This window comes from Vibrio sp. E14 (genome assembly GCF_020515785.1).
GTDB lineage: Bacteria > Pseudomonadota > Gammaproteobacteria > Enterobacterales > Vibrionaceae > Vibrio > Vibrio diabolicus.
In genome coordinates this window covers 18,826-43,333 of the sequence record NZ_JAHPJI010000004.1, presented here as the reverse complement: position 1 = coordinate 43,333, position 24,508 = coordinate 18,826, and the positions used below count along the sequence as shown (strand labels likewise).

At 47.8% G+C, this 24,508-nt stretch carries 21 protein-coding genes; 12 read left to right on the top strand and 9 right to left on the bottom strand.

What is annotated here, in order from left to right; translation table 11 throughout:
• Positions 1-109: 109 nt before the first annotated feature.
• Positions 110-574, top strand: coding sequence for a transcriptional regulator AsnC (gene asnC / locus LIX84_RS12335; protein ID WP_005394393.1), 465 nt, complete (start codon positions 110-112; stop codon positions 572-574).
• Positions 575-647: 73 nt separating this feature from the next.
• Here asnC and prlC read toward each other — a convergent pair whose 3' ends face one another.
• On the bottom strand, positions 648-2,690 hold the full coding sequence (gene prlC, locus LIX84_RS12330; protein WP_226421428.1) for an oligopeptidase A: 2,043 nt from the start codon (positions 2,688-2,690) through the stop codon (positions 648-650).
• 395 nt (positions 2,691-3,085) lie between these two features.
• Here prlC and LIX84_RS12325 point away from each other — a divergent pair, with 395 nt between their 5' ends.
• Together LIX84_RS12325 and gorA are read left to right on the top strand one after the other, a co-directional pair.
• Positions 3,086-3,925 carry a 23S rRNA (adenine(2030)-N(6))-methyltransferase RlmJ gene (locus tag LIX84_RS12325; protein WP_226421427.1) on the top strand — a complete coding sequence of 280 codons (840 nt, stop codon included), beginning with the start codon at positions 3,086-3,088 and terminating at the stop codon, positions 3,923-3,925.
• A 259-nt stretch (positions 3,926-4,184) separates the two neighbouring features.
• Complete coding sequence (gorA, locus tag LIX84_RS12320; RefSeq protein WP_005379157.1) at positions 4,185-5,540, top strand: glutathione-disulfide reductase; 1,356 nt, start codon at positions 4,185-4,187, stop codon at positions 5,538-5,540.
• Between the two features lie 81 nt (positions 5,541-5,621).
• Here gorA and LIX84_RS12315 read toward each other — a convergent pair whose 3' ends face one another.
• Entirely contained in the window at positions 5,622-6,527 is a 906-nt protein-coding gene (locus LIX84_RS12315; RefSeq protein ID WP_226421426.1) for a LysR family transcriptional regulator, read from the bottom strand.
• 121 nt (positions 6,528-6,648) lie between these two features.
• Here LIX84_RS12315 and xapA point away from each other — a divergent pair, with 121 nt between their 5' ends.
• A complete protein-coding gene (gene xapA / locus LIX84_RS12310; protein WP_169644349.1) occupies positions 6,649-7,473 on the top strand; it encodes a xanthosine phosphorylase in 825 nt (274 codons plus the stop codon).
• Between the two features lie 104 nt (positions 7,474-7,577).
• Here the strand turns inward: xapA and LIX84_RS12305 are convergent, their stop codons facing one another.
• Together LIX84_RS12305 and LIX84_RS12300 are read right to left on the bottom strand one after the other, a co-directional pair.
• Complete coding sequence (locus tag LIX84_RS12305) at positions 7,578-8,189, bottom strand: bifunctional 4-hydroxy-2-oxoglutarate aldolase/2-dehydro-3-deoxy-phosphogluconate aldolase (RefSeq protein WP_005394384.1); 612 nt, start codon at positions 8,187-8,189, stop codon at positions 7,578-7,580.
• A 9-nt stretch (positions 8,190-8,198) separates the two neighbouring features.
• The gene (locus LIX84_RS12300; protein ID WP_012841240.1) at positions 8,199-9,575 is read right to left on the bottom strand and encodes a GntP family permease; all 1,377 of its coding nucleotides are present in this window, start codon (positions 9,573-9,575) and stop codon (positions 8,199-8,201) included.
• A 153-nt stretch (positions 9,576-9,728) separates the two neighbouring features.
• Between LIX84_RS12300 and LIX84_RS12295 the strand changes: the two genes are divergently transcribed.
• Together LIX84_RS12295 and edd are read left to right on the top strand one after the other, a co-directional pair.
• Positions 9,729-10,253 carry a gluconokinase gene (locus tag LIX84_RS12295; protein WP_005394381.1) on the top strand — a complete coding sequence of 175 codons (525 nt, stop codon included), beginning with the start codon at positions 9,729-9,731 and terminating at the stop codon, positions 10,251-10,253.
• Positions 10,253-12,049 (top strand): phosphogluconate dehydratase, encoded by a 1,797-nt coding sequence (gene edd, locus LIX84_RS12290; RefSeq protein ID WP_226421425.1) that lies wholly within the window; start codon positions 10,253-10,255, stop codon positions 12,047-12,049. Before LIX84_RS12295 ends, edd begins: the two co-directional genes overlap by 1 nt.
• A gap of 359 nt (positions 12,050-12,408) precedes the next feature.
• Here edd and LIX84_RS12285 read toward each other — a convergent pair whose 3' ends face one another.
• From LIX84_RS12285 to LIX84_RS12270, 4 genes are all read right to left on the bottom strand, one after another.
• Positions 12,409-12,738, bottom strand: a complete 330-nt coding sequence (locus tag LIX84_RS12285) for an SMR family transporter (protein ID WP_053807555.1) — start codon at positions 12,736-12,738, stop codon at positions 12,409-12,411.
• Complete coding sequence (locus tag LIX84_RS12280) at positions 12,735-13,139, bottom strand: SMR family transporter (protein ID WP_226421424.1); 405 nt, start codon at positions 13,137-13,139, stop codon at positions 12,735-12,737. Before LIX84_RS12280 ends, LIX84_RS12285 begins: the two co-directional genes overlap by 4 nt.
• Before the next feature lie 271 nt (positions 13,140-13,410).
• Complete coding sequence (locus LIX84_RS12275) at positions 13,411-14,346, bottom strand: LysR family transcriptional regulator (RefSeq protein ID WP_048624586.1); 936 nt, start codon at positions 14,344-14,346, stop codon at positions 13,411-13,413.
• 55 nt (positions 14,347-14,401) lie between these two features.
• On the bottom strand, positions 14,402-15,409 hold the full coding sequence (locus LIX84_RS12270; RefSeq protein WP_047009361.1) for a LacI family DNA-binding transcriptional regulator: 1,008 nt from the start codon (positions 15,407-15,409) through the stop codon (positions 14,402-14,404).
• Positions 15,410-15,628: 219 nt separating this feature from the next.
• On the opposite strand from LIX84_RS12270, the gene LIX84_RS12265 reads away from it, so the two are divergent.
• The 6 genes from LIX84_RS12265 (at position 15,629) to LIX84_RS12240 (ending at position 23,330) form a co-directional block, all read left to right on the top strand.
• Positions 15,629-16,981 carry a serine/threonine-protein kinase gene (locus tag LIX84_RS12265; protein WP_048624584.1) on the top strand — a complete coding sequence of 451 codons (1,353 nt, stop codon included), beginning with the start codon at positions 15,629-15,631 and terminating at the stop codon, positions 16,979-16,981.
• 13 nt (positions 16,982-16,994) lie between these two features.
• Positions 16,995-18,467, top strand: coding sequence for a chromosome partitioning protein ParA (locus LIX84_RS12260; RefSeq protein WP_226421423.1), 1,473 nt, complete (start codon positions 16,995-16,997; stop codon positions 18,465-18,467).
• Positions 18,468-18,469: 2 nt separating this feature from the next.
• Complete coding sequence (locus LIX84_RS12255; protein WP_005394366.1) at positions 18,470-19,042, top strand: sigma-70 family RNA polymerase sigma factor; 573 nt, start codon at positions 18,470-18,472, stop codon at positions 19,040-19,042.
• Positions 19,042-20,613: a hypothetical protein gene (locus LIX84_RS12250; protein WP_226421422.1), complete on the top strand. Its 1,572-nt coding sequence runs from the start codon at positions 19,042-19,044 to the stop codon at positions 20,611-20,613. The genes LIX84_RS12255 and LIX84_RS12250 overlap by 1 nt, the downstream gene beginning before the upstream one ends.
• A gap of 262 nt (positions 20,614-20,875) precedes the next feature.
• Complete coding sequence (locus tag LIX84_RS12245; RefSeq protein ID WP_226421421.1) at positions 20,876-23,197, top strand: acid phosphatase; 2,322 nt, start codon at positions 20,876-20,878, stop codon at positions 23,195-23,197.
• The gene (locus LIX84_RS12240) at positions 23,187-23,330 is read left to right on the top strand and encodes a hypothetical protein (protein WP_012841245.1); all 144 of its coding nucleotides are present in this window, start codon (positions 23,187-23,189) and stop codon (positions 23,328-23,330) included. Before LIX84_RS12245 ends, LIX84_RS12240 begins: the two co-directional genes overlap by 11 nt.
• A gap of 75 nt (positions 23,331-23,405) precedes the next feature.
• Here LIX84_RS12240 and LIX84_RS12235 read toward each other — a convergent pair whose 3' ends face one another.
• The gene (locus LIX84_RS12235; protein WP_226421420.1) at positions 23,406-24,419 is read right to left on the bottom strand and encodes an SPOR domain-containing protein; all 1,014 of its coding nucleotides are present in this window, start codon (positions 24,417-24,419) and stop codon (positions 23,406-23,408) included.
• Between the last annotated feature and the right edge of the window lie 89 nt (positions 24,420-24,508).

The window sequence follows — 24,508 nt, the reverse complement described above, 5'->3', positions numbered from 1 at the left end:
TCTCCATAGCTCGGAGTTAACCCGCAGTTACTCCTGCCAAACCTTGTGAATCCTATCCGCTATGAGTATAAAAGGGAGGTAAAACTCTATCCCTAACGGAAATAATAGTATGAATGCGAGCCTGCCGAAACTCGACGACCTTGACCGCGCAATATTAAAAACACTGATGGCTGATGCCAGAACGCCCTACGCAGAAATGGCCAAGCAGTTCGATGTCAGCCCTGCCACTATCCATGTGCGTATTGAGAAGATGAAATCGGCTGACATCATCGAAGGAACGGAGGTGATCGTAAATACCAAAAAGCTCGGCTACGATGTGTGCTGCTTCATTGGTATTAACCTAAACGCAGCTCGTGATTACCATTCCGCGCTAGAAAAACTCAACGCGCTCGACGAAGTCGTTGAAGCTTACTACACCACGGGCGCGTATAACATATTCGTCAAATTGATGTGCAAATCGATTGAAGAACTGCAATTTGTGCTGATTGATAAGCTGCAAGCCATTGATGAGGTTCAGTCTACGGAGACATTGATATCGCTGCAGAACCCAATTAACCGCAGTGTGAATCCGTGAATTTTTTATAAAAATGGACAAAAAAGGCCAACCGAATGGTTGGCCTTAGTATTTTTGGAAAGACAGCGTGCGCTTACGCTGCAATACCAGAATGGCGCAATAGCGCATCAATTTGTGGTTCACGACCACGGAAGCGCTTAAACAGCTCCATTGGCTCTTCACTGCCACCCATTTCTAAGATGTTGTTCAGGAAGCTTTGACCCGTTTCTTTGTTGAAGATACCTTCTTCTTCAAAGCGAGAATACGCGTCTGACGACAGCACTTCCGCCCACAGATAGCTGTAGTAACCCGCGCTGTAACCACCAGCGAAGATGTGACCGAAGCTGTGCGAGAAGCGCGCCCACTCAACGGCTGGAACCACCGCGACTTTCTCTTTCACTTTCGCCAGCGTTTCTAAAACGCGTGCACCTACTTCTGGGTCGTATTCGGTGTGCAGAGTAAAGTCGAACAAACCGAATTCTAGCTGACGCAAAATGCCCATCGCCGACTGGAAGTTCTTCGCCGCGAGCATCTTATCTAGCATCGCTTTTGGCAACGGCTCGCCTGTCTCATAGTGACCAGAAATGAACGCCAGTGCGTCCTCTTCCCAACACCAGTTTTCCAGGAACTGACTTGGCAATTCAACCGCATCCCAAGGTACGCCATTAATGCCTGATACCGCGCCAGTTTCGACTTGCGTCAGCATGTGGTGGATGCCGTGACCAAATTCATGGAAAAGTGTCACAACTTCATCGTGCGTAAACAGTGCTGGCTTGTCGCCCACTGGACGGTTGAAGTTACACGTTAGGTAAGCCACCGGTGTTTGCAGTTCGCCAGAGAGCGTAATACGACGACCACGACAATCATCCATCCACGCGCCGCCACGTTTGTGTTCACGAGCGTAGAGATCTAGGTAGAAACTGCCACGGAGTGTGCCTTCAGCATCAAAGATATCGAAGAAACGCACAGATTCGTGCCAAGTGTCCACGCCTGCTCGCTCAGTAACTGTCATGCCAAACACGCGGTTTAGCACTTCAAACAGACCACTGACAACCTTTGACTCTGGGAAGTACGGGCGCAGTTCTTCATCCGAGATTTGGAACAAGTGCTGCTTTTGTTTCTCGCTGTAGTAAGCAATATCCCACACATTCAATTCTTCAACGCCAAACTCACTTTTCGCAAACTGACGCAACTCTTCGACTTCACGTTCACCTTGTGGTTTCGCACGTGTCGCTAGGTCATTCAAGAAGCCCAACACTTGATCTGGCGTTTCGGCCATTTTCGTTGCTAACGATTTCTCGCTGTAAGTATTGAAACCCAACATGCGTGAAATTTCGTGACGCAGTCTCAGTTGCTCAGTAATGATTTCTGAGTTGTCCCACTTACCAGCATTTGGACCGCGATCAGAGGCGCGTGTCACATACGCTTCGTACACTTCTTTACGCAACTCTTGGTTGTCGCAGTACGTCATGACAGGTAGGTAAGATGGGATATCCAGCGTAATGAGGTAGCCATCGAGCTCTTTTGCTTCTGCAGCGGCTTTCGCTGCTGCCAACGCCGATTCTGGCATGCCAGCAAGGTCTTTCTCATCCGTGATGTGCTTGGTCCAACCCATGGTGGCATCCAGTACATTGTTAGAGAATTTAGAGCTGAGCTCAGACATGCGCTTGCTGATTTCGCCGTAACGGTGCTGCTCATCGGATGGTAAACCAATACCCGATAGCTCAAAGTCTCGTAACGCATCGGTGATGGTTTTTTGTTGAGCGCGAGTCAGCGTTACGAATGCATCACTGGCTTTAATCGCTTTGTACGCTTCGTACAGGCCTTTGTGCTGACCAACCCAAGTGCCGTACTCTGACAAAATTGGCAAACAACTTTCGTACGCCTCACGCAGATCTTCGCTGTTCATCACGGAGTTCATGTGACCCACTGGCGACCAAATGCGGCTTAAACGGTCATCCGCTTCTTCAATTGGCGCAATCACACTGTCCCAAGTTGGGTGAGCATTATCTTTTAGAACTTCATCGATTTTCGCTCGGCAGTCAGCAATCGCTTGTTCAACGGCAGGCTTGATGTGTTCTGGTTTAATTTGAGAAAACGGAGGTAAGTCCGTAAACGTCAGAAGAGGATTAGACATGAATAATTCCTTTTGTGTTTTGACTCTGTGATTGCCTGTCTATTTTGTGTAGATAGGCCAACTCAATGTACAGACGAGCCAGCAACATGGATTGGGGGAGCTCCGTTCCCTTTCTCTATGCTGCGATGACCATATAGTCAACGAGCGCTACTCTGTCCTTGAGTCTTGTTATACCTAAATGAGATTTCACACTCTTTGAGCACGAGAAACTCACCTAGTTCAATTCGATTACCAATAGTAAGTGTGGGTGACTTAAAGAAATTTCAATAGTGAGCCCCTATTAGAGGAACGGATTTGATTGGAAGTTCTACATCTTTAAGTTACTTGAGTATAATACCGCCATAGAGTGAAAATCACAGACCACACTCAACCAAAGAGTGTTTCGAGAGTTTAATTTGTTAAGTTACCGCCACAGCTTCCACGCCGGAAACCATGCCGACGTGGTCAAACACATCGTTCAAAGCCTCATTCTTGATGCGCTGAAACAAAAAGATAAACCATTCGTTTATCACGATACCCACTCGGGTGTGGGCCGTTACGATCTGACTCACGAATGGTCTGAAAAAACGGGCGAATACAAACAAGGCATCGCGCGTATTTGGGATAACCCAAACATTCCTGAAGACATCAAAAGCTACATCGATGCCATCAAAGTACTCAACAACGGCGAAAAACTGCGTTATTACCCAGGTTCACCACGTGTGGCACGTGCGCAAATCCGCCCACAAGATCGCATGGTGCTGACCGAGTTGCACCCAGCCGATCACCCGCTGTTGGAGCAAGAATTCCATCGCGATCGCCAAGTGAGCATCTTCAAAGAGGACGGGTTCCAGCGTCTAAAAGCAAGCTTACCGCCACAAGAACGCAGGGGTTTGGTACTAATTGACCCACCATACGAGCTCGCGAAAGAGTACCGCGATGTAGTGCGCGCGATTCATCAGAGCCATAAGCGTTGGGCAACCGGTATCTACGCGATTTGGTACCCAGTGGTAAGCCGTCACGACATCGAAGATATGATTGAGGGCCTGGAAGCACTGGGCATTCGTAAAATTCTGCAAATCGAGTTAGGTGTCGCACCCGATACCAACGAGCGCGGCATGACAGCATCCGGCATGATTGTGATTAACCCGCCGTGGAAACTGGAAAGCCAGATGAAAGAGATTCTGCCATTCCTGCAAGACGCGATCGCGCCAGCAACTGGCCACTGGAAAGTGGACTGGATTGTGCCAGAGTAAGCACTTCTGCACCGAAACCTCTCAGCGCAACGACATTTTCGTTGCGCTTTTTTATACTCTCAACTTTGCCCTCTCATCGCGCTTATTCTCCTTTTTGTGCCTCTCATCGCTATTTGTCATAAGTAATGTCGCTTTTTCCCATTTAGGAATTCGTTACATTCGATTTATGATAGTGGGATAACGGTGGCATTGAGTTCGGGCAAGGTCATCCCAATCTATCTATGTACCAGATAAAATTTATAAGCTCTTGGAGAAAGTAATGGCGACTCATTTTGACTATATCTGTATCGGTGGCGGCAGTGGCGGCATCGCATCTGCAAACCGTGCGGCGATGTACGGCGCGAAAGTTGCGCTAATCGAAGCTCAAGACCTTGGCGGTACCTGTGTAAACGTAGGTTGTGTACCGAAAAAAGTGATGTGGCATGGCGCGCAAATCGCAGAAGCAATGAACCTGTACGCAGAAGATTACGGTTTTGATGTCGACGTGAAAGGTTTCGACTGGAGCAAACTGGTTGAGAGCCGTCAGGCGTACATTGGTCGTATTCACCAATCTTACGATCGCGTTCTTGGCAACAACAAAGTAAACGTGATTAAAGGCTTTGCTAAGTTTGTTGACGAAAAAACTGTCGAAGTAAACGGTGAACACTACACAGCGGATCACATCCTGATCGCGGTGGGTGGTCGTCCTACTATTCCAAACATTCCAGGCGCTGAATACGGCATCGATTCAAACGGCTTCTTCGACCTAGCAGAGCAACCAAAACGCGTTGCGGTTGTGGGCGCAGGCTACATCGCAGTTGAAATTGCTGGCGTACTGCACGCGCTAGGTACAGAAACGCACCTGTTCGTACGTAAAGAGTCACCACTACGTAGCTTCGATCCAATGATCATCGATACGTTGGTTGAAGTGATGGACGCAGAAGGTCCAAAACTGCACACCCACTCTGTACCAAAAGAAGTGGTAAAAGAAGCCGATGGCAGCCTAACTCTGCACCTAGAAAACGGTGAGAGCCAAAACGTTGACCAACTGATTTGGGCAATCGGCCGTCACCCAGCGACAGACGCAATCAACCTAGCGTCAACCGGCGTGGCAACGAACGAAAAAGGCTACATCAAGGTAGACGAATACCAAGAAACCAACGTGAAAGGCATCTACTGTGTGGGTGACATCATGGAAGGCGGTATCGAGCTAACGCCAGTAGCAGTGAAAGCGGGTCGTCAACTTTCTGAGCGTTTGTTCAACAACAAACCAAACGCGAAGATGGACTACGATTTGGTACCAACTGTGGTATTTAGCCACCCACCAATCGGCACTATCGGTCTTACAACGCAAGAAGCGGAAGAGAAGTACGGCAAAGACAATATCAAAGTCTACACGTCTGGCTTTACTGCGATGTACACCGCCGTTACTAAGCACCGTCAACCATGTAAGATGAAGCTTGTATGTGCGGGCGAAGAAGAAACGGTGGTTGGTCTGCACGGCATCGGTTTCACGGTAGATGAAATGATCCAAGGCTTCGGCGTAGCAATGAAGATGGGTGCAACCAAAGCAGACTTCGACTCTGTTGTGGCTATCCACCCAACGGGCTCAGAAGAGTTCGTGACGATGCGTTAATTGCGCGCTAATCGCATTGCTGATTTCAGCGAATCATTTGAAAAGGTCATCTTAGGATGACCTTTTTTTGTTATCCCATGCTTAACTCGCATTCTCTAATAATGTGCGAATAAACTCGGCTTTAATAGCACTCTCCTGCTTACCATCATGAATCAGACACAAGTCTGCACGCAGTGACTCTTTCAGCTTGATAAAACGAATCCCATGCCAATGATGCTGAGAAAACGTCGACGGCACCAACGTCACGGTATTGCTGTTTGCTACATATGCCATCAAGGTGCTTGGCTCCACCACTTGTTTGCCAATATGGGGTGAAAAGCCTTCTTGCAGACAGGCATTGATGATGAAGTTTGCCGAGGCAGAATTCGCCAAACTCATAAACGCAAACTCACACGCCTTTAAATCTTGGAGCCGCAGCAAAGATTTGCTGGCTAACTCATGTTGCTCCGACACCGCCACCACAAACACATCTTTGCCCAAAGACACCGACTGATACGGATAAATGTTGAGTGCATCGGCAAAACGTACAATACCCACGTCAATTTTCTTCTCACTCAGATGCTTCTTTTGCGTCTCTGGGTTGAGGTCAAAAATGTCGGCGTGATAAGTGTCATGCTCAGCATGGAAACGCTGTAACAGACGATCAAATCCGCCCCAAAATGAGCTACTTACCACACCGACTCGCAAGATGTTTCTCTGGTTCAACCCCACTTGCTGCACTTGATTGAGCGAGACATCCAAGGTCTGAAAAATCAGTTGGCATTTGGACTCCAACAATCGTCCGGCCTCCGTTAGCATGACGTTTCTTGAATCACGCTCAAACAGTTTGACGTTAAGCACTTCTTCCAACTCTTTGATGCGATTGCTCAACGGCGAATTGGTGATATTGAGGTTCTCGGCCGCCTTAGTGAAATGCTTGGTTTGTGCGACCTCGTAAAAGTAACGCAGCATCTTCAGCGTCACGCGCTCAAATGGTTCTAACTTCATACATTGAGTCCTAGCGAATTTCATCATCCTCTTTTTAAGGATGATAGTAGCGAATAAAGCAAAGATAACTAGCGCAGAAAGTCACACAATGGAATCAACACACAACCAGAAGGTGACTAACATGAATCACGATCCAGTAATCGGCGCACTACAAACCATTCACGAACGCAAACCAAACTTCCAACCTAAAGCGGCGTTTATTTTAGGCTCTGGCTTAGGCGTATTGGCAGACGAACTACAAGACAAAGTGGTCATTCCATACGAAGAGCTCGAAGGCTTTCCGGTTAGCACCGTGCAAGGTCATTCTGGTGAGTTGGTACTTGGTACCATGGGCGGCGTAGACGTAGTGTGCATGAAAGGTCGCGGTCACTACTACGAACACGGCTCAATGAAGGTCATGACAACACCCGTACGCACCTTTAAAAAGCTGGGTTGTGAGTTTCTGCTCGTCACCAACGCGGCAGGTTCACTTCGCCCTGAGCGTATTGATGTCGGTTCTCTGGTGGTATTTCATGATCACATCAATACCATGCCTGAGTCGCCAATGATCGGTCCGAATGATGAAGAGTACGGCCCGAGGTTCTTCAGCCTCGCCAATGCGTACGACAAAGACCTGCGTGCAGAAGCGTTTGAAGTCGGCAAAGCCAATGGCATTCACCTGAATGAAGGTGTGTTTGTCTCTTACACAGGCCCCAACTTTGAGACCGCAGCCGAAATCCGCATGATGCAAATCATCGGTGGTGATGTAGTGGGCATGTCGGTCGTGCCAGAAGTGATTTCTGCGGCGCATTGCGGCTTACCCGTATTGGCAGTGTGCGCGATCACCAACATGGCAGAAGGCTTGGGAGATGTAGAATTGTCTCACGCCCAAACATTGAAGTGCGCGAAGCTAGCCGAAGCCGATTTCATTCGCTTTATTAAGCGCTTTATGAAGCATCACTTCTAAAGCCGCTTCATTCCAAAAGCAAAAGGGTCATCAAGTAACTTGATGACCCTTTTTCGTATCACGTTTCCCAACGTTCGGGGGCATTTCGGAGCCGTTTGTGCGTTTTACTTAACTGCGCGAACCAATTCAGCAATGCCTTCCCAATCGCCGTTGTCCATCATTGCGGTTGGCACCATCCACGTACCGCCACAAGCCACAACCGATTTCAACGCTAGGTAATCTTCCACGTTAGATGGGCTTACGCCACCTGTTGGCATGAATTCCACTGGGTAAACCGCCGTGAGTGCTTTCAGCATGTTTACGCCGCCTGATGGCTCAGCAGGGAAGAACTTCAACGTACGCAGACCCATTTCCATCGCTTGCTCAACCAAGCTTGGGTTGTTTACACCCGGTACGATAGTCACACCACGTTGCTGACAGTATTTCACTGTAGTTGGGTTGAAGCCTGGACTAACGATAAAGTCCACGCCCGCTTCGATTGCGATATCCACTTGTTCTGTGGTCAGAACGGTGCCCGCGCCAATCAACAGTTCTGGGTACGCTTCACGCATGATGCGAATCGACTCCGCCGCCGCTTCGGTGCGGAATGTTACTTCAGCACATGGTAAACCGTTTTCTACCAACACTTTTGCCAGTGGCAGAGCGTGTGCTACGTCGTTGATTGCGATAACTGGGACGATTTTGATTTCTCTTAATCGTTGTTCAAGTGTTGTCATGGGGAACCTCTAAAGAATAAAGCTTAATGTTGCGACGATAATAAACGCGATACCGCCAAGTAACGTTTCCATTACCGTCCAAGTTTTTAATGTGGTTTTCTCATCCATCTCAAGCAGACGAGAGACCAACCAGAAACCAGAGTCATTGAAGTGAGACAGTACCGTTGCACCACCCGCAATCGCGATTACGATAAAGCAAAGGTCTAGTTCACTCAAACCTGTTGATGCTGCCACAACTGGCGCGATAAGAGCCGCCGTCGTGGTTAGCGCTACGGTTGCCGAGCCTTGAGCAACACGCAGACAGGTGGAAATCACAAACGCCGCCACAATCACAGGCATACCTGTGTCTGTAAGAACGTCAGCCAGTGCATCACCAATACCGCTTGAGCGCAGTACGCCACCGAACATGCCACCTGCGCCTGTTACTAGGATAACACCACAGATTGGAGCCAATGACTCACCACATAATTTTTCTAGTTTTGCCATGCCGTAGTCTTTGGCAAACACAGCCAGACAGACAATCAAAGTGATCAGCAACGCAACTGGGGTTTTACCTAGCATACGTAGGAACTCAACCAGTGCCGTTTTGCCATCAATCACACCCGCAACCGCCAGTGTGTTCAATACCGTATCCAAACAGATTAGCAGGACTGGCAGCACAAGGATGGTCATAACCGTGCCAAATTTTGGTGCGTTGCGCTCATCCACCATCGCTTCGCCATTAAAGAAGGCTTTAGATAGTGGAATATCGAATTTTTTGCCCGCGTACAAGCCAAATAGGTAAGCGCCAAGGTACCAAGTGGGAATAGCAACCAAAATACCCACCACCAATAGCAGACCGATGTTTGCGCCAAGGAATTCTGCCGCTGCAACCGGACCTGGGTGTGGTGGAACAAACGCGTGCATAACCGCAAAAGCACCGGCAGCAGGCAACGCGTATTTAATTGGTGAGCCACCAAAACGAGCCGCCACACTTAGGATGATTGGCATCATCACTACAAGGCCAGCATCGAAGAAGATTGGGAAGCCAAACAGTAATGAAGCGACGCCCAAAGCAAATGGTGCGCGCTCTTTACCAAAGCGACCAATCAAAGTGTCTGCCAGCACTTTCGCACCGCCAGTCACTTCAAGAATTTTACCGATCATCGCACCAAGACCAACCAGTAATGCCACGGAAGCCAGTGTGCCGCCGAAGCCGCCCATCATGGTCGATACGACTTTCTCAGAAGGAACGCCAGTGGCGATTGCTGTGCCTAAACTCACCATAGTAAGGGAAGCAAAAGCATGGACTTTCAGTTTAATGATCAGAACGAGTAACGCTGCAATGGCAAGGCCTGCAATCGTCAGTAGGAACGTAGGATCTGGGGCTTGGGTTAATTGCTCCATAGATTCACCTTTAAGAATTATTGTTTGTGTTATGGTTCACATTTATTTCAGTTACCGGTAACATGTTACCGATAACATGAATAAGATAAACCCATATTTTAAAGTGAATTCAAAAATTGAGATCACGCGCAAATTTGGTTATGAGGATAAGTTATGGCTGGTAGTAGTGTCATCGTTATGGGCGTTTGTGCTAGTGGTAAAAGCACAATTGGTGAGCATCTAGCGAAAAAGCTAGGGCGTAAATTCATTGATGGTGATGATCTTCATCCACGAGCGAACATTCAGAAAATGGCATCGGGCCAGCCTCTGAACGATGATGATCGCAAGCCATGGCTAGAACGCATTCGTGATGCGGCATACAGCCTAGAAAGCAAGAACGAGCACGGCATTATTGTTTGCTCAGCACTGAAAAAGATTTACCGCGATCAGATCCGCGAAGGCAACGACAACGTGACCTTCCTGTTCCTTGATGGCGATATGGAGTTGATCCTTAATCGCATGCGTATGCGCAAAGGCCACTTCATGAAAGAAAACATGGTGAAGAGCCAATTCGAGACGCTAGAGCGTCCAGACAACGAGCCTCAAACGCTGATCGTCAGTATCGACGGAGACATCAGCGACGTGGTGGAACGCTCTGCTACTGAGCTAATCAAAATGCAAGCGATCGAGGTGGCGTAATGACTCACTCTGTTGTTCTTGAGGTCACACAACGTTTGACCGAGCGCAGCCGTGAAGCGCGCGCTGCGTTTCTTGCTCGCACCGAAGTGCAAGCCGAAGCTGGCAAAGGCCGTGTTGGTTTATCTTGTGGTAACTTAGCCCATGCAGTCGCCGCTTCTTGCTCTTCTGAAAAGAAAAATATTCTCGATTTTACTCATGCCAATGTCGCGCTGATCAGCGCCTACAACGACATGTTGAGCGCCCACCAGCCGTACCAAGACTACCCAGCGCAAATCAAACAAGTGCTGGCGGACTACGGCCATACAGCGCAAGTCGCAGGTTGTGTGCCAGCGATGTGCGATGGGGTGACCCAAGGTCAAGCAGGCATGGATATGTCGCTGTTTTCGCGAGACTTAATTGCGCAATCAACGGCGTTGTCTTTGAGCCACAATGTCTTTGATGCCACATTACTGCTTGGCATCTGTGACAAAATCGCCCCGGGGCAACTGATGGGCGCGCTGTCTTACGCACATCTACCAACGGCGTTTGTGCCAGCGGGTCTGATGGCAACGGGCATCAGCAACGAAGAGAAAGTCGACGTGCGCCAAAAATACGCAGCGGGTGAAGTCGGCAAAGACGCCCTGCTGGATATGGAGTGTCGCGCTTACCACTCTGCGGGGACGTGTACGTTTTACGGCACCGCCAATACCAACCAGTTGGTGTTCGAAGCCATGGGCTTGATGCTGCCAGGCTCGGCATTCATTCATCCCCATACCCAACTGCGTAAAGCGTTAACCGATCACGCGGCTCTGAAAATCGCCTCAATGACGGCGGGTTCTGCACACTTCCGTCCGCTGGCCGAGGTGGTCACAGAAAAGAGCTTGGTCAACGGCATCATCGCTCTACTCGCATCTGGCGGCAGCACCAATCACACCATTCATATGATCGCCGTGGCGCGTGCTGCTGGCATCTTGCTCACGTGGCAAGACATCAGCGATCTGTCGGATGTGGTTCCTTTGTTAGCTCGCGTTTACCCGAACGGCCCAGCCGATATGAACGCGTTCCAAGATGCGGGGGGCGTGCCTGCGTTATTACACCGCTTGAACCAATCCGAGCTTTTGCATCGCGATGTGAAACCCGTGTTTGGTGAATTTGAAGATCAGATGACGCTACCGAGCCTTGTCGATGGCCAACTGACTTGGACACCGTGCCAAGGTAGCCAAGACAGTGACGTGATCGCCAAACCGGACGCAACTTTCCAAAACACTGGCGGCACTCGCGTACTGACTGGCAACTTAGGCAAAGCCGTGGTGAAAGTGTCTGCGGTGAAAGAAGAGCAACGCGTGATTGTGGCACCTGCGATCGTATTCCAATGCCAACACGAAGTGGAAGCCGCGTACAAACGTGGCGAGCTGAACAAAGACTGCATCGTTGTGGTCACACACAACGGCCCAGCGGCAAACGGCATGCCTGAACTGCACAAGCTGATGCCAATTTTAGGTAACGTGCAGAAAGCGGGCTTTAAAGTGGCGCTGGTTACTGACGGTCGTTTATCTGGCGCGTCAGGTAAAATTCCGTCTGCGATTCATGTTTCTCCAGAAGCCATTCGTGGTGGCGCGATTGGTTTGGTGCGCAACGGTGATTTGATTCGCCTTGATTGCCAAACAGGCGAACTGAACAACTTAAGCGACACTACTGATCGTGAGTTGATTCATTTCGATACCGAATCTACCCAACAAACATGGGGACGAGGCTTGTTTAGCGTGATCCGCCAAAACGTCTCTAGCGCAGAAGAAGGCGCAAGCTTCATTGTTTAAGGCGAGAAGAAAGACCTCGTCATTTCGACAAGCCTAAGCAAGATCAGGAATTTAATATCAACGTGCTGTGAAGCCAGAGAAAACACCTCTGCCACAGCACTTTTTTGTTGGTAGATTCTGAATCACGCTCGTCCCTCGCGGTTCAGAATGACGAGATGTGGGATTGGTCATTTTTCTTTTTCAATAAACGAATTAGTCCGTCATTCCGACGAGCCTAAGCGAGATCAGGAATCTACTATCAACGTGCTGTGAAGCCAGAGAAAATACCTCTACCACAGTACTTTTTTTGTTGGTAGATTCTGAATCTTGCTCGTCTCTTGCTGTTCAGAATGACGATATGTAGGATTCAGTAAATTACATCAAGCCGTTTTCATCACCACGACCGCAGCAATCACCACAAAGATACCAAACCAGCCGATTGGCTTGAGTTTCTGTTTAAACAGCAAGGCACCACCAACTGCGGTACCTAAGATACCGATCGCGCCCCAAGAGGCGTAAGCAATGGCTAAGTCGATCTCTTTCACCGCTTGCGCCAATAGCGTGAACGCAGCCAGTACCAACACAATCGCGGTAATGCCCCAGCCTTTGTATTTAAAGCCGTGAGAACGTGTGAGCGCCATATTGGCCACGATGTCGACCAAGGCAGCCATCACGACAAATCCAAATGACATCGTAAAAAATTGACTCATGATTCACACCTTACACTTGTAGAAAATGAACGTTCTTTTGCCAGTTTATCGGCGTTTTTCTTGGTGTTAGATTGCCCGTGTGACTCCCCTAAAGTCACACAAACGATGCCGATGACAGCTAACATCAAACCAAGCAGCTCTTGGGTATTTAAGTCAGAATCAAACAACACGATTGAAACGACCGTGATCAATGAGATACCCAACCCTTCCCAAACAGCGTATGCCACGCCGATAGAAATCTTTTTCGCAGCAATCGAGAGGAAGTAGTACGACACCGCAATCAATACGTACATCACGATGTAGCCCAACCATCCATGACCTTGTCCGATAAAAGACATGGTGCTGGTGCCTGCTACTTCGGTAACGATGGCGAGCAATAAAAATAGACGTGCAACTAGCATGATGAATCCTCCATCAGAAATTAAAAAACTGCATAACGGAGAATGGTGAATGTCACGCATCTGTATCGACATTCAAAAAGTTAAAAAGATAAAAATGAGCCACTTCTCCTGACTATTTGAGCTAAGGTTAGCGCTGAGCAGGAAAAAGAGACAGGTAATTGAGATATTCATTTTTGAATATCTATAGGATCGAGTTGTCTATGTAATCACACATTTTCTTCATGGTTATCTTATGCAGAGAATCTCGGTGACGCGAGACAATAATCCGTCATCACTGTGCGAAAATTAATGGCGTCTTCAGGGTTTGGCGTACCACTTTATGTAAGTGTCGGTGCAAAGGATGGTTGCGATTGGTTTGTAAGAAACCGCCAGAGACGACAAACTGGCTAAACTCACGGTTGACCAAAGGCATCGCGTAAGAGTCCAGCTCCGGCATCAATACTGCTGAGCTTTGACTGGCATACATAATCGCGTCGGTTTCTTGCAGCATTTGGCAAGCCACGCGCAAATTATAGGATTTCAATAACACCACAGGCTCATAGCCCATGCGGCGATACTCAGACTCCACGGTACAAAGAGGTTTATACGAAGCGGGCGCAGGCAGAGACACCAGAGGCAGCTTGGACACCGTGTCCCAATCATTGCTGACTTTCGATAAAGTCGGGTGGTTTTTACGTGCCAAAATCACCCGTTTTTCAACAAACAACGGACGCATATAAATGTCTTTCGACAGCTCGGTCTCTTGGTCAAGAATGCAGTAATCGTGCTCGCCCTCTAACATTTCATCGTGCGAGTAACTGTTCCAACTGGAAAAGGCAAAGTGCGCTTTGGGAAAGGCTCGATGACAGCCAGTTAGCAATCGCTGCCCTTGCTCATCCATCAAATAAGGGTCGGTCACAATCGCGATCTGCCCTTGGTATTGCAGTGGGTCGAACACTTCAAACTCTTGCACCACTTTTTCCAGTGGTGCAATCATGTTGTCGAACTCGGCGGCGAGACGTATCGCCATCGGTGACGGCTCAACCCCATGCGCTTTACGCACAAACAGCGGGTCATCAAACACTTGTTTGAGCTTCATCACGCCGCGACTGGCGCTCGGTTGAGAAATGCCCAACTGCATCGCGGCCAGCTTGATGCTGCGGTTTTCCACCACGGCCTTTAATAAACGCATTAAGTTGAGATCCAATGCATCCAGCTGATGTGCCATACCCTAACCTGCCAATACCATTGATGAGCGAATACAGAGAGCGGTTAACTGCGAGTTAAACACTCTCTCCGGAGGTAATTTGATACCCCATATCAACCACTTTTTCTTCTTGCGCTTCACCTTTCAGACGCGCGATCAAAAGCTCTGCGCTCTTTTCACCGATTTTGAAACGCGGTGTATCGACGCTAGTCAGTTTCGGGCTGATGGTTTGACCGATATCCAGCGCGTTATAGCCCACAACTGCCAGCTGCTGCGGAACTTGAATGCCACGTTGTTGCGCGCTCAGCATGGTCCCTATCGCGATGTCGTCGTTGGTACAGAATACGCCATCAAGCGTTGGGTGAGTTTCTAGCGCGCGTTCAAGCAAATCATGCGCTAAAGAGAAGCTAGAGTGATCACCCGTTAATACGTGCTTAGGTTCTAGCTCTGCTTCCGTCATCGCGCGATCATAACCTTGCATACGCAGCTTGGTTCGCGTATCCAAACGCGCCCCAAAATAAACGATTGTACGCTTACCTGAATCTAGCATCTGCTTAACCGCCGTGTACGAGGCATCTTCATGATCTAGCCCAACCGCCATATCAATCGGCTCTGGTGGTAGTTCCATGGTTTCCACCACAGGGATCCCTGCATTTTTTATCATTTGCAATGTACGCGGCGTGTGATGGCTTTCAGTTAGAATAAGTCCATCGACCTGATAAGAGAGTAATGATGCGATCTTGCGTTCTTCTTCAAGCTCATCGTAGCTAAAATGCGCTAAAAGCGTCTCATAGCCATTGGCTTTGGTCACCATCTCGATGCCCTGAACAAAGGAAGCAAAAATTTGGTTGGACAATGAGGGCAGTAAAATACCAATGGCTTTACTGGACGACTTTGACAGCATAGCGGGGGCGCGGTTTTCGATGTATCCCATCTCTTCAATCGCAGTCGCAATCTTGGCCCGAGTCTTTTCTGCCACCGATTCAGGGTTACGCATATAACGTGAAACCGTCATCTTCGTGACGCCAACTTGGTCTGCGACATCCTGCAATGTCGTGCGAGTTTTCTTATTCTGTTGAGCCATAAATATGTGATTTATCAGTAATGTTACAAGTAACATTATGACGAATAGACTCTCTGCCGACAAGCTCAGTGAAAATAATTCGCAAAATCATGACGTTATTATTCTATTAGCCACCAAATTGCGTTTCATACATTGTGAGTCAAAGCCGAATAAATAAATGACATTTATATCAAAGTTCTTATAAAATGCCGTACCTAAAAGAATAAGACATTAGGCACAGTGCAGTTAGGCTCTAGCGAAACCCAGATTTACTATCACTTGCTTGATCTGGACGACTCCCAAAAGCAGCAATACCTCCAAGCATTGCAACAAAGTCAACCTGAGCTGTATCAACAACTCGTTCCTCTTTTAGCCAATGAGACACCAGAAGAACAACTAACGCAGTTACTTTACTTTGGTGCTCACCAGGCTACGAATCGAGACGTCGATCTAAGCGGAGAAGTCATCAGTAAGTATCGCCTAACTCATGAGTTGGGTCGCGGTGGCATGGGTGTCGTTTACGCCGCTCTACGGGCAGATGAAACGTTCGAGCAAGATTTAGCTATCAAGTTTATTCAAAGCAATTTGAGTAATGTGCTGGGACAACGTGCACTCTTTGATGAGGCACAACTGCTCGCGCGTCTAAACCATCCGTACATAGCGAAAGTGTTTGATGGCGGTCTTCATCAAGATTCAGTTTACATCGTGATGGAGCGGGTATTTGGTCAAACCTTAGATGAATACCTGTCAGAAAATAAGCTGGAAAAGACAGAAAAACTGCTGCTGTTTAAGCAGATTTGTCAGGCGATGGAGCACGCCCACCAGCATCATGTTTTGCATGCCGATCTAAAACCAGAAAATATACTGATCGATCGTAGCAAACGACCCAAACTGCTCGACTTCAACTTGACTCAAAAAGCGCACTCCACCCGAGAGGGCTCACCCTCGGCACTGATTGCGTTTAGCCAAAATTTTGCCAGCCCTGAGCAGCAGGCAGGACAAGTACTGACAGAACAAAGCGATGTTTATTCATTGGGCAAAATCCTCGCTTTGATGTTTCCATCACCAGCGGTTTGGTCTGATGTGTATTGGGTGATAAGACGGGCGACGCGTCCAGCCACCCAAGTGCGATACCCAGATGTGCGAGCGCTACGCATTGATATCGAGCGAATTATCGAACGTCGCCCTATCGAGCAGAAAAAACACTGGCCGTTGTATAGCGCCTTTCGCTTGGTGCAACGGCGCCCTCTTGCTTCGGCATTGTCAGGCATCATCGTGCTCTCAGGTGTGCTATTTGGCAGCGCCATGATGCAAAAGAATATCCAACTGCAACAAGAGAAGAAGATTGCAGAAGATATGATGTACGAAATGACCCGCCTTATCTTCCACGCGAAGGGGCAGAATGTCGAACACCTCTCGGTGAGCTCCATGATGGAGTTAACACGAAGGCGGATACTCTCTAATCCAGATATCCCCAAACATATAAAACAAAAAATGTTGTTGGCGATGATGACACCGGTGCCAAAGAAGCACCTAACTACTCCAATGAGTTGTCAGCCAAATTGTGCGTCTGAGGACAGCACCAACCAATAAGGCTTAAAACAAGATGTATACACGTTCAGTGGTATTTTGGCTGTCTGCATTGACGGCTACCTCCACGTTAGCAGCAGACACTTCTGCTGCCACTTCACACCCGCCCACTTCATCCTTGAAGCAAGGCTACTTTATCGATGCGCCAGTGACTGGCTTGTATTACAAAACCAGTTCCAATATCACTGGCGTTACCCAACAAGGGGCATTTCACTACCAACCTGGTGATGTGATTAGCTTCTTCCTTGGCAACGATGATAAGGGGTATCTGCTGACAACCTTATCGAGCCAAGAAGTGCTTACACCGACGATGGCAACAACCAAACCCAGTCGTAGCATCAATATGACGCGCCTGCTGCTCTCTCTCGACAGCACGCCTGAGAATCGTAAGGAAATTGTCTTAGCCAACCGCGTGTTATCTGATGCTCGCTTTCAAAACCAGCTCAAGGGCCTTGACCTCAATTATCTGGATGACGCCAAACGTCACCTCAATCTCGACTGGGTGTCTGTCGATGAGGCAATTGAGCACTTAAACGAAAGCCAGCTGTACATTGAGAAAAACTTTGCCTCTGATGAGATCATCTTCGAACCTCGCGGCATGACGTTCAAAAACATCGTGATCAAAAAGAAAGATTGGCAAGGCCGCGCTTGTGCTTACGATTTACGTTATCAACATCATCCTAAATATCGCCCTCCGTTTGGTGAAACTCGATTCACCATCACCAAAGATTCATTGATTGAACATCCAAGCGTTGGCGACCATTTTCAAGGCTGTTTCCTCTCGATGAAGCGCCCTATCACGGAAGACATTGTCGAGCCGATAAGCAAATTTGCGGATTGGTTTAATATCGTCGGTTGCTCAATCACTGGATGCACCCGCAACGATTTGAATGGCTTCTCTCTCGAAGACTTTGATGATGAAGGCGACTGGAAATACCGCTCCGTTGCACTCAACTTTGATCCAAGCACTGAGCTACTGATGGAAAAAGTACAAGGCCTTGGGCGTAAAAAAAACATCCACCATCACAATCGTACAGAAATGCTGTGGTTTACGTATCCCAATACTAGCGAACACGACATTGACTACCTCGGCGTGTGGCAGCAAACCGAATACCACCAGCAGTCCATGACACAATCGTGCCTATTGATGCGCCACCAACAAGTCATGCGACTGCCGCACAATGCAGACACCTGTCCAACCGACGCAAGCCTATACACACAAGATGTCACCCAAGAGTATGCGGACATGTGGTGGGTCAACAATGACGAACCCAAAGCCGAGCTTGCGCAAATGAATGTCATGGTACGTTGGTCAACGACCCCTGCCGAAATCAATTACACCACTTGGGAATATCTGCCCGCTGGCGCAACTTGGGAACAAGGCATTTTATATCGCTATCAACAAGATGTTCTCCGCAACCGAGACGGCTCTGATCGCATTGAAACCCACACCATTTCTGAATTTATCAAAGTGAGCGAGGATGTATAACCATGGCAACAGCAGTAGCACTGACACAAATCATTCAACAATGGCAATCTGGTGATAAACAAGCTGAGAGTGAGCTCTACCAATTTGCGTATTTGCAGTTACGTAAGATCGCCCAACACGAGCGCGAACGAAACGCGGAAAAGTACGGCACCGACAACAAGGTATTGGCCGATAGCGTCAACAGCACCACGGCATTAATTCATGATGCTTACCTGAAGATGTCCAACTGCGACATGAGTGAAATTGAAACAAAACGTGATTTCTTTTTGATGGCCGCCAAAGTGATGCGTCAAATCTTGATCGATAACGCACGCTCGCACCAAGCACAAAAGCGTCAACACATCACATTGATGAGAGATGAAGAAGATCGCTTCGAACAATTGATCATCATGGATAAAGCGCTGGATAACTTCAGTAGCCGTTACCCACGCCAATCAAGTGCACTCAAACTCAAGTATTTAATGGGAATGAAAAACCAAGAAATCAGTGAACTGCTCGAGTGCAGCGCAAGCTTAATAGAGAAAGACCTAAAATTCTCTCGCAGCTGGTTGCAATCACGAATGGCGCACGCGTAATGAGAAGCAAAAAGTTTTGGATAATCGGCGCCATCTGCGTTGGTTTGCTCGGCGTATACTGCATGTCAGACGAAACCAGCTTAGCATCCGCGGCGAACTCATCAGACAGTACTAGCCAATCAACCACGCGAACACATCGTCAATATGAGCGCACATCTTTAGTTGAAGTAAAGCAAGCGTTGACGGGATCTGCGTTGGAGAACGCCCACACAAAAGACGGTGATGACGCCTTCAATTCTGCCATTTTAGGACAACCAGGGCCAGTTACGAACCCATTTCATACTACAGAAGACGGCTCTTTTTACGACTCGTCATTGGGTTATGAAGACAGCCGCTCAAAAGAGGACCCATCAGAGAACAATAAACCCATCATCAACCTCACGGTGGAACAACAGCTACAAACCATTATTTATGCTTGGGAGCTCAACCAAAACTCTCCGATTAGCTATTCGCTCAATCTTAACCAACTGTTTGAAGACCCGGATGGTGATCTCCTCACCACTCGGATTTGGCTCGAAAACGCCAATGGATTAAGGGTGCTAAACCAAGGACAAATGATGGTGCTAGGTGCACCAGAGAACATTAAAACCACCACATACCTGGCGGTAGCGGCGCGTGATGATTACCACGGCGACAGCGACCATGCGTGGGTCACAACACGTTTTGAGTTGCCTGTTGTCACTCCAGGTCACAATGACACGGAACACCCGTTAATTGGCGACACTGTCTATCGCTTGGAGACGACGCAAAATCTTGGCGGTACCGCGTACGCGTATGAAGTGGTGTATTGCGAAGCGTTTCAGTTTGAGGATGACGAGGTACGTTATGCCGCCTCAAACAACAAACACCAGTGTCCTGAAAAGGGAGACTTAAAAAAGGTGGGTGAGTACAAAATCAGTGATGACTCGTTGATCGTTTATGTCCACGGCGTACGCCAAATTTGGACCACCAAAAAGGTATACGCATCTCAGGTTCATAAAGAGACTCAGAACTATTTCACCACCGTGTTTGATGGCAAACAATTCGAAAGCTATACCATGCAAAAAAACAAGCAATCGATGGAAAAACGCATCAACGCACCGACAGGGCGATATTTACGCCAGATATCCTTTTTTGACTATTTGTTACCTCTCCCAAGCGGGGGGTATCTGGTTGCTGAAGCTGGCAATTATATTTATCACTATGGTACTAAAGTCGTGGGTCCGCATGGTGAAAGTCTCGAATCCGATCTCAATTTACGAACTTATGGTCCTAACCTGTATTGTAGCGATGTCGCCATTTGGTATCACAGCCATGTAATTGCTGGTCAAGGAGACTATCAAATAGACATCATATCAGACCCTAACCCAGACGATCCGACTTACCAAATTGATTGCCACGAGTTCATCAGCGCCCCCGCTACTGGACAACAATCGTTATCGTTTGATCTTAACTATTTCCCTTACGATGAACTACTTGATGGCGAGGTGTATAGCTACATTTTACGTCCGAAACCTGAGCTCGCTGATCGCGTTGAGGAATTTAAGATCAACATGATTTATCACGCCCCTGTCCTTAGCGACACCCAATAAACCTTTCTTTACAGGTGGTTATTTTGACAAAACAATCACCCCCAAAATAAAACTGGAACCGTGATCAAATTATCCATTTTCCATCATAGACAAAAAATAGAAATAAATTTTACGGGTTTTGTGCGGTTTTTCGTGTCTTGAACCTAGGCTCAATAGTCATTAAAAAGACACCACTCTCTTCAATCTCACTAGTGAGATTGAAAGATAAAAACAATAAAAAAGCGACTTTCTCATTCGGAAACGAAACAAGGACAAATGAATAATGAATAAGGTGAGTTTATTAGCAGCGTCAGTGGCTATCGCTCTTACTGGCTGTGGCGGTTCAGATGGTGGCTCAAACAGTGCTAACAACGGTGTTGTGATCACAGGCTTTGACGGCTACTTCAAACATGCAGTTGTTTTTGAAGATACGAACAACAACGGCCAATGGGACACTCAAGAAACATTCCTTGGTCTGACCGATGAGAAAGGTCAGCTTAAATTGGATGCAAAACCAGAAAACACTCTAGCACTGCAGACCATTACACCAAACGGTGCAAAGCAGAAACAGCTTATCGCTTTGGATGCTAAAGAGTACGCTGGCAAATACACGGTTGATATGGATCATCCAGGCCAAGCCATGGCCCACGAAATCGTGTTCCGTGCACCAACATCGTCAAACGTGATTTCACCTATCACAGACCTTGTTGCGATTGAAATGGCAAAAGATCCATCCATTAGTGAAGAAGACGCAAAAGCCAAGGTAAGCCAAGCGCTAGGAGGCTCAGAAGAAGCACCAATTGATCTGTACAGTGATTTTGTTGAAGGTGCGACAAAAAACGCCGAACTACATAAAACCGCTCAGATTCTGACCGACTCAAAAGCGCAAAACCCAGCTAACTACGAGAAAAAGGCCACTGAATTTGCTCAAGCGGCAAACCAAGAAGTCGATCGTCTTATCGCATCCGGCGAAAACATCAATGATGCAAGCCTACGCCCAATCATCACTGACGCGACCCCAAATAGCGACAACTTAGCACCTGAAACGGCAATCAATAACAAGCTAACCGTAAACGAAACCGTCGAAGAGGCTGCTAAAGATAAGCTTGGCAAATTACCAAAAATCGTACAAGGCGCAGGCTTTGATGGCGTTGAACTAAACATCGAAGGTCTGTTCACAGACAAAGACCAAAACCTTGTGACAACCAAACTGACGCACAACTTAGCAGGCACAGGCATTGAAGTTGCGCAAACTGGCAACCTGATTGTTCTATATCCGACTGCTATCGTAGAAAAAGCTGGTGATTTTGAGATCGTCCTAACGGCGCAAGACATTGATTCTTCAGGTAAGGTTTTGGGTACGGTAAGCACCGTATTTAAGTTCGAAATCGAATCGGCAAACTTACCACCAATGGTTGTAGAAACAGAACAAGCGCATCTACAGTCCATCGTTGATGGTTGGTACCTACAACAAGGTGAAGTATTTGAACAAACGCTCGATATTTCTAGCTTGTTCCAAGATAAAGACGGTCATATCACCGACTACTCAGCGGACTATGTGGACATTGAAGGTCTAACAGTATCTGAGGATGGTAATGCGATTGTCACCATTAAAGGCACACCGACAAAAGCGAGCGAAGCTGGTGCAGCACTTGCGATTAGCGCAACAGATGGCCATACCGCGGTACAGATTGCGCTTAGCATGCCAACGGTTATCGAAGGCGTAACGCCACCACCAGTAGTACCGACTTTGGGCTTCACTCACGAGCACTTCAACGGTCAAGAGTGGAAAATGGGTAGCTTTGCACAAAAAGACGGTGAAATTGGCTATGCCATGTTGATGCAAGACTCTGAAGGCCTACTATTCTGCTGGGGCTCAAACCATGATGAGATGAATCAAGAGTACAAAGCGAGCATCAGCGACTTCCTAGAAAACACATGGGAACACGATGCCTACGCTATTCTTGCCGATCTGGACCAACAAACTGGTTACGCGGAATACCATAATAAAGACTGTGAAGACGTCGAGCTGAAAGACGGCAAGCTATACAACAGCTATGGCGAAGAGTATGAAATGCTGTACCAGCACACAACCGAGCATAACGGCACTCAGATGATCGTTAAAATCTCAGATGATGAGCTGTTCTGGATGGATTCAAGCAATACACCATTCGCAGAATCACTTTCGGTTGCAGAACACATCAAACACGGCACGGTAGAGCATGACTTGATGGTAGAAAGTAAAGGCTCGGGCGACGACAAAGTCCTGAAATACTCGTCAGGTACGTACGAGTACGACGCTGATACTTACAACTACACGTCGTTCATGCCAACAGGATTCCAAACTCCAGGTAATTGGGAAATCCAGAGTGATGAAGGCCGTGAGCTGCTGATTCTAAAAGAAACAGGCTCAGAGTCAGATTACAAAACTCGTCATCGTTACATCAACCGTGATTTTGGTGACTTCTACATCGGTATTCGTTGGAGTAAAGAGCAAAACGGTCATAAATCCGCGCCGGAATATGGTCTGTACTCTCACAACAAAGAAGCCATGGCAAGCATCGCGAGTTCACTCCCGATTTTGGAGCCTGGCGATGATGACTAAAGCAACCATCGTTAACCCTTGCTGTGATAGCGTGCATTTGCGTAGAAGACGCAGAACGCTTTGGGAACGCTTGGTCGGCATCAAAGAAGTGTATATCTGCTCTAACTGTCACAAAGAAACGCCACTCAAATAGCGATAATATTTGAGACCGCAAGAAAGCCCCGAACTCGGGGCTTTCTTCTATCTTTTGACCGCAATATTTGAGTCGTTATTTCACGCACACTACGTTCAATAATGAGGTTCCGGTGAGCTGGTTTGGCTCACGATCTGCGAACAAACCTTTCTTACCTTTGCCCCAATACGGCAGTTGCAGTGGCCATTGATTTTTTTCCATCACCCCAGACGCCCTCAACACTTTGAATTCTGCAGGGCTGGCTAAGCTCATACCCAGTTGCTGACATACTTTTTGCGAGTTTTCGTAGTTGAGACGATTCCACGGCTTGCCGTATTCCATGTAAAACTGATTGTGGTGGTCGAGTAAGTATGGCACCACGTACGTTTTGCCTTGTAAGGAGGTTCTCAACCGAACTTCAATGTCATCATTCCCGCTCACAACTGGCTTCGCTTTGGTCTTAGCAACAGGCGTGGACGAAGAATTATCACGTGTATTTTTTACCTTGGTCTTTGACTTCTCTGCCAGCGCTGTAAAGGCGTCGGTATCAGCTCGCACGGCAGGAACTGGCGCGGATTTCGGGGTCACCGTCGGTGTTGGCTTAACCGAAGATGCGGCTGATTTCGACGGCACAGCGGGTTTAGATGGTGTCGTAGACTGTTTATTCTCTTTTCCAACCACGCGGATGAAAGCCTCTTTGTAATTCGACAAGGTTTTGACTCCCCGCAAATCTCCCCTCGCATCAGACAGATCTTTGTAAGGCCCAATCAAACAGCGATAACCTTTGGACTCAGGCTTCATCCACACGTCGGTCGTAATCTTGCTGTAAAGCGGCTTTGCTTTCGCGAGTGACATTGGCTTTGGTAGTAATCCGCATTGAATCCAGTAGAGGTAGTTGCCTCCTTGCGGCACTTTCTTTCCCCATACTCCGTTACCAATTGGGCACGTTTTCTCAAGCATCGGCAGTTCTTTCTCGCTGGCTTGAGTAGCTTGGCAAAGGAACTCCTCCGCCGATACTGGGCTAGAAAACTGGGCGCATACCAGCAGCAAGCCGAAAGCTAGGCTTACTTGGAAGATACAAGATGGGTGTTGTGCCTTCTTCATTTCCATACACTTCACTCTAAATTAGTGGGTAAGGTCATTATGGCGGCAAAGCGCCAAAAAAATGTGAACAAAGAATAACTAGCAAAAAAAGAGCC

What these genes read in the sequence shown, in the direction of transcription:
- LIX84_RS12255 (WP_005394366.1), top strand. Translation starts at nt 18,470, where the DNA reads ATGGCAACAGCAGTAGCACTGACACAAATCATTCAACAATGGCAATCT.
- xapA (WP_169644349.1), top strand. Translation starts at nt 6,649, where the DNA reads ATGAATCACGATCCAGTAATCGGCGCACTACAAACCATTCACGAACGC.
- LIX84_RS12240 (WP_012841245.1), top strand. Translation starts at nt 23,187, where the DNA reads ATGATGACTAAAGCAACCATCGTTAACCCTTGCTGTGATAGCGTGCAT.
- LIX84_RS12315 (WP_226421426.1), bottom strand. Translation starts at nt 6,527, where the DNA reads ATGAAGTTAGAACCATTTGAGCGCGTGACGCTGAAGATGCTGCGTTAC.
- LIX84_RS12275 (WP_048624586.1), bottom strand. Translation starts at nt 14,346, where the DNA reads ATGGCACATCAGCTGGATGCATTGGATCTCAACTTAATGCGTTTATTA.
- prlC (WP_226421428.1), bottom strand. Translation starts at nt 2,690, where the DNA reads ATGTCTAATCCTCTTCTGACGTTTACGGACTTACCTCCGTTTTCTCAA.
- LIX84_RS12300 (WP_012841240.1), bottom strand. Translation starts at nt 9,575, where the DNA reads ATGGAGCAATTAACCCAAGCCCCAGATCCTACGTTCCTACTGACGATT.
- asnC (WP_005394393.1), top strand. Translation starts at nt 110, where the DNA reads ATGAATGCGAGCCTGCCGAAACTCGACGACCTTGACCGCGCAATATTA.
- LIX84_RS12245 (WP_226421421.1), top strand. Translation starts at nt 20,876, where the DNA reads ATGAATAAGGTGAGTTTATTAGCAGCGTCAGTGGCTATCGCTCTTACT.
- LIX84_RS12305 (WP_005394384.1), bottom strand. Translation starts at nt 8,189, where the DNA reads ATGACAACACTTGAACAACGATTAAGAGAAATCAAAATCGTCCCAGTT.
- LIX84_RS12295 (WP_005394381.1), top strand. Translation starts at nt 9,729, where the DNA reads ATGGCTGGTAGTAGTGTCATCGTTATGGGCGTTTGTGCTAGTGGTAAA.
- LIX84_RS12260 (WP_226421423.1), top strand. Translation starts at nt 16,995, where the DNA reads ATGTATACACGTTCAGTGGTATTTTGGCTGTCTGCATTGACGGCTACC.
- LIX84_RS12285 (WP_053807555.1), bottom strand. Translation starts at nt 12,738, where the DNA reads ATGAGTCAATTTTTTACGATGTCATTTGGATTTGTCGTGATGGCTGCC.
- gorA (WP_005379157.1), top strand. Translation starts at nt 4,185, where the DNA reads ATGGCGACTCATTTTGACTATATCTGTATCGGTGGCGGCAGTGGCGGC.
- LIX84_RS12250 (WP_226421422.1), top strand. Translation starts at nt 19,042, where the DNA reads ATGAGAAGCAAAAAGTTTTGGATAATCGGCGCCATCTGCGTTGGTTTG.
- LIX84_RS12270 (WP_047009361.1), bottom strand. Translation starts at nt 15,409, where the DNA reads ATGGCTCAACAGAATAAGAAAACTCGCACGACATTGCAGGATGTCGCA.
- edd (WP_226421425.1), top strand. Translation starts at nt 10,253, where the DNA reads ATGACTCACTCTGTTGTTCTTGAGGTCACACAACGTTTGACCGAGCGC.
- LIX84_RS12235 (WP_226421420.1), bottom strand. Translation starts at nt 24,419, where the DNA reads ATGGAAATGAAGAAGGCACAACACCCATCTTGTATCTTCCAAGTAAGC.
- LIX84_RS12280 (WP_226421424.1), bottom strand. Translation starts at nt 13,139, where the DNA reads ATGCTAGTTGCACGTCTATTTTTATTGCTCGCCATCGTTACCGAAGTA.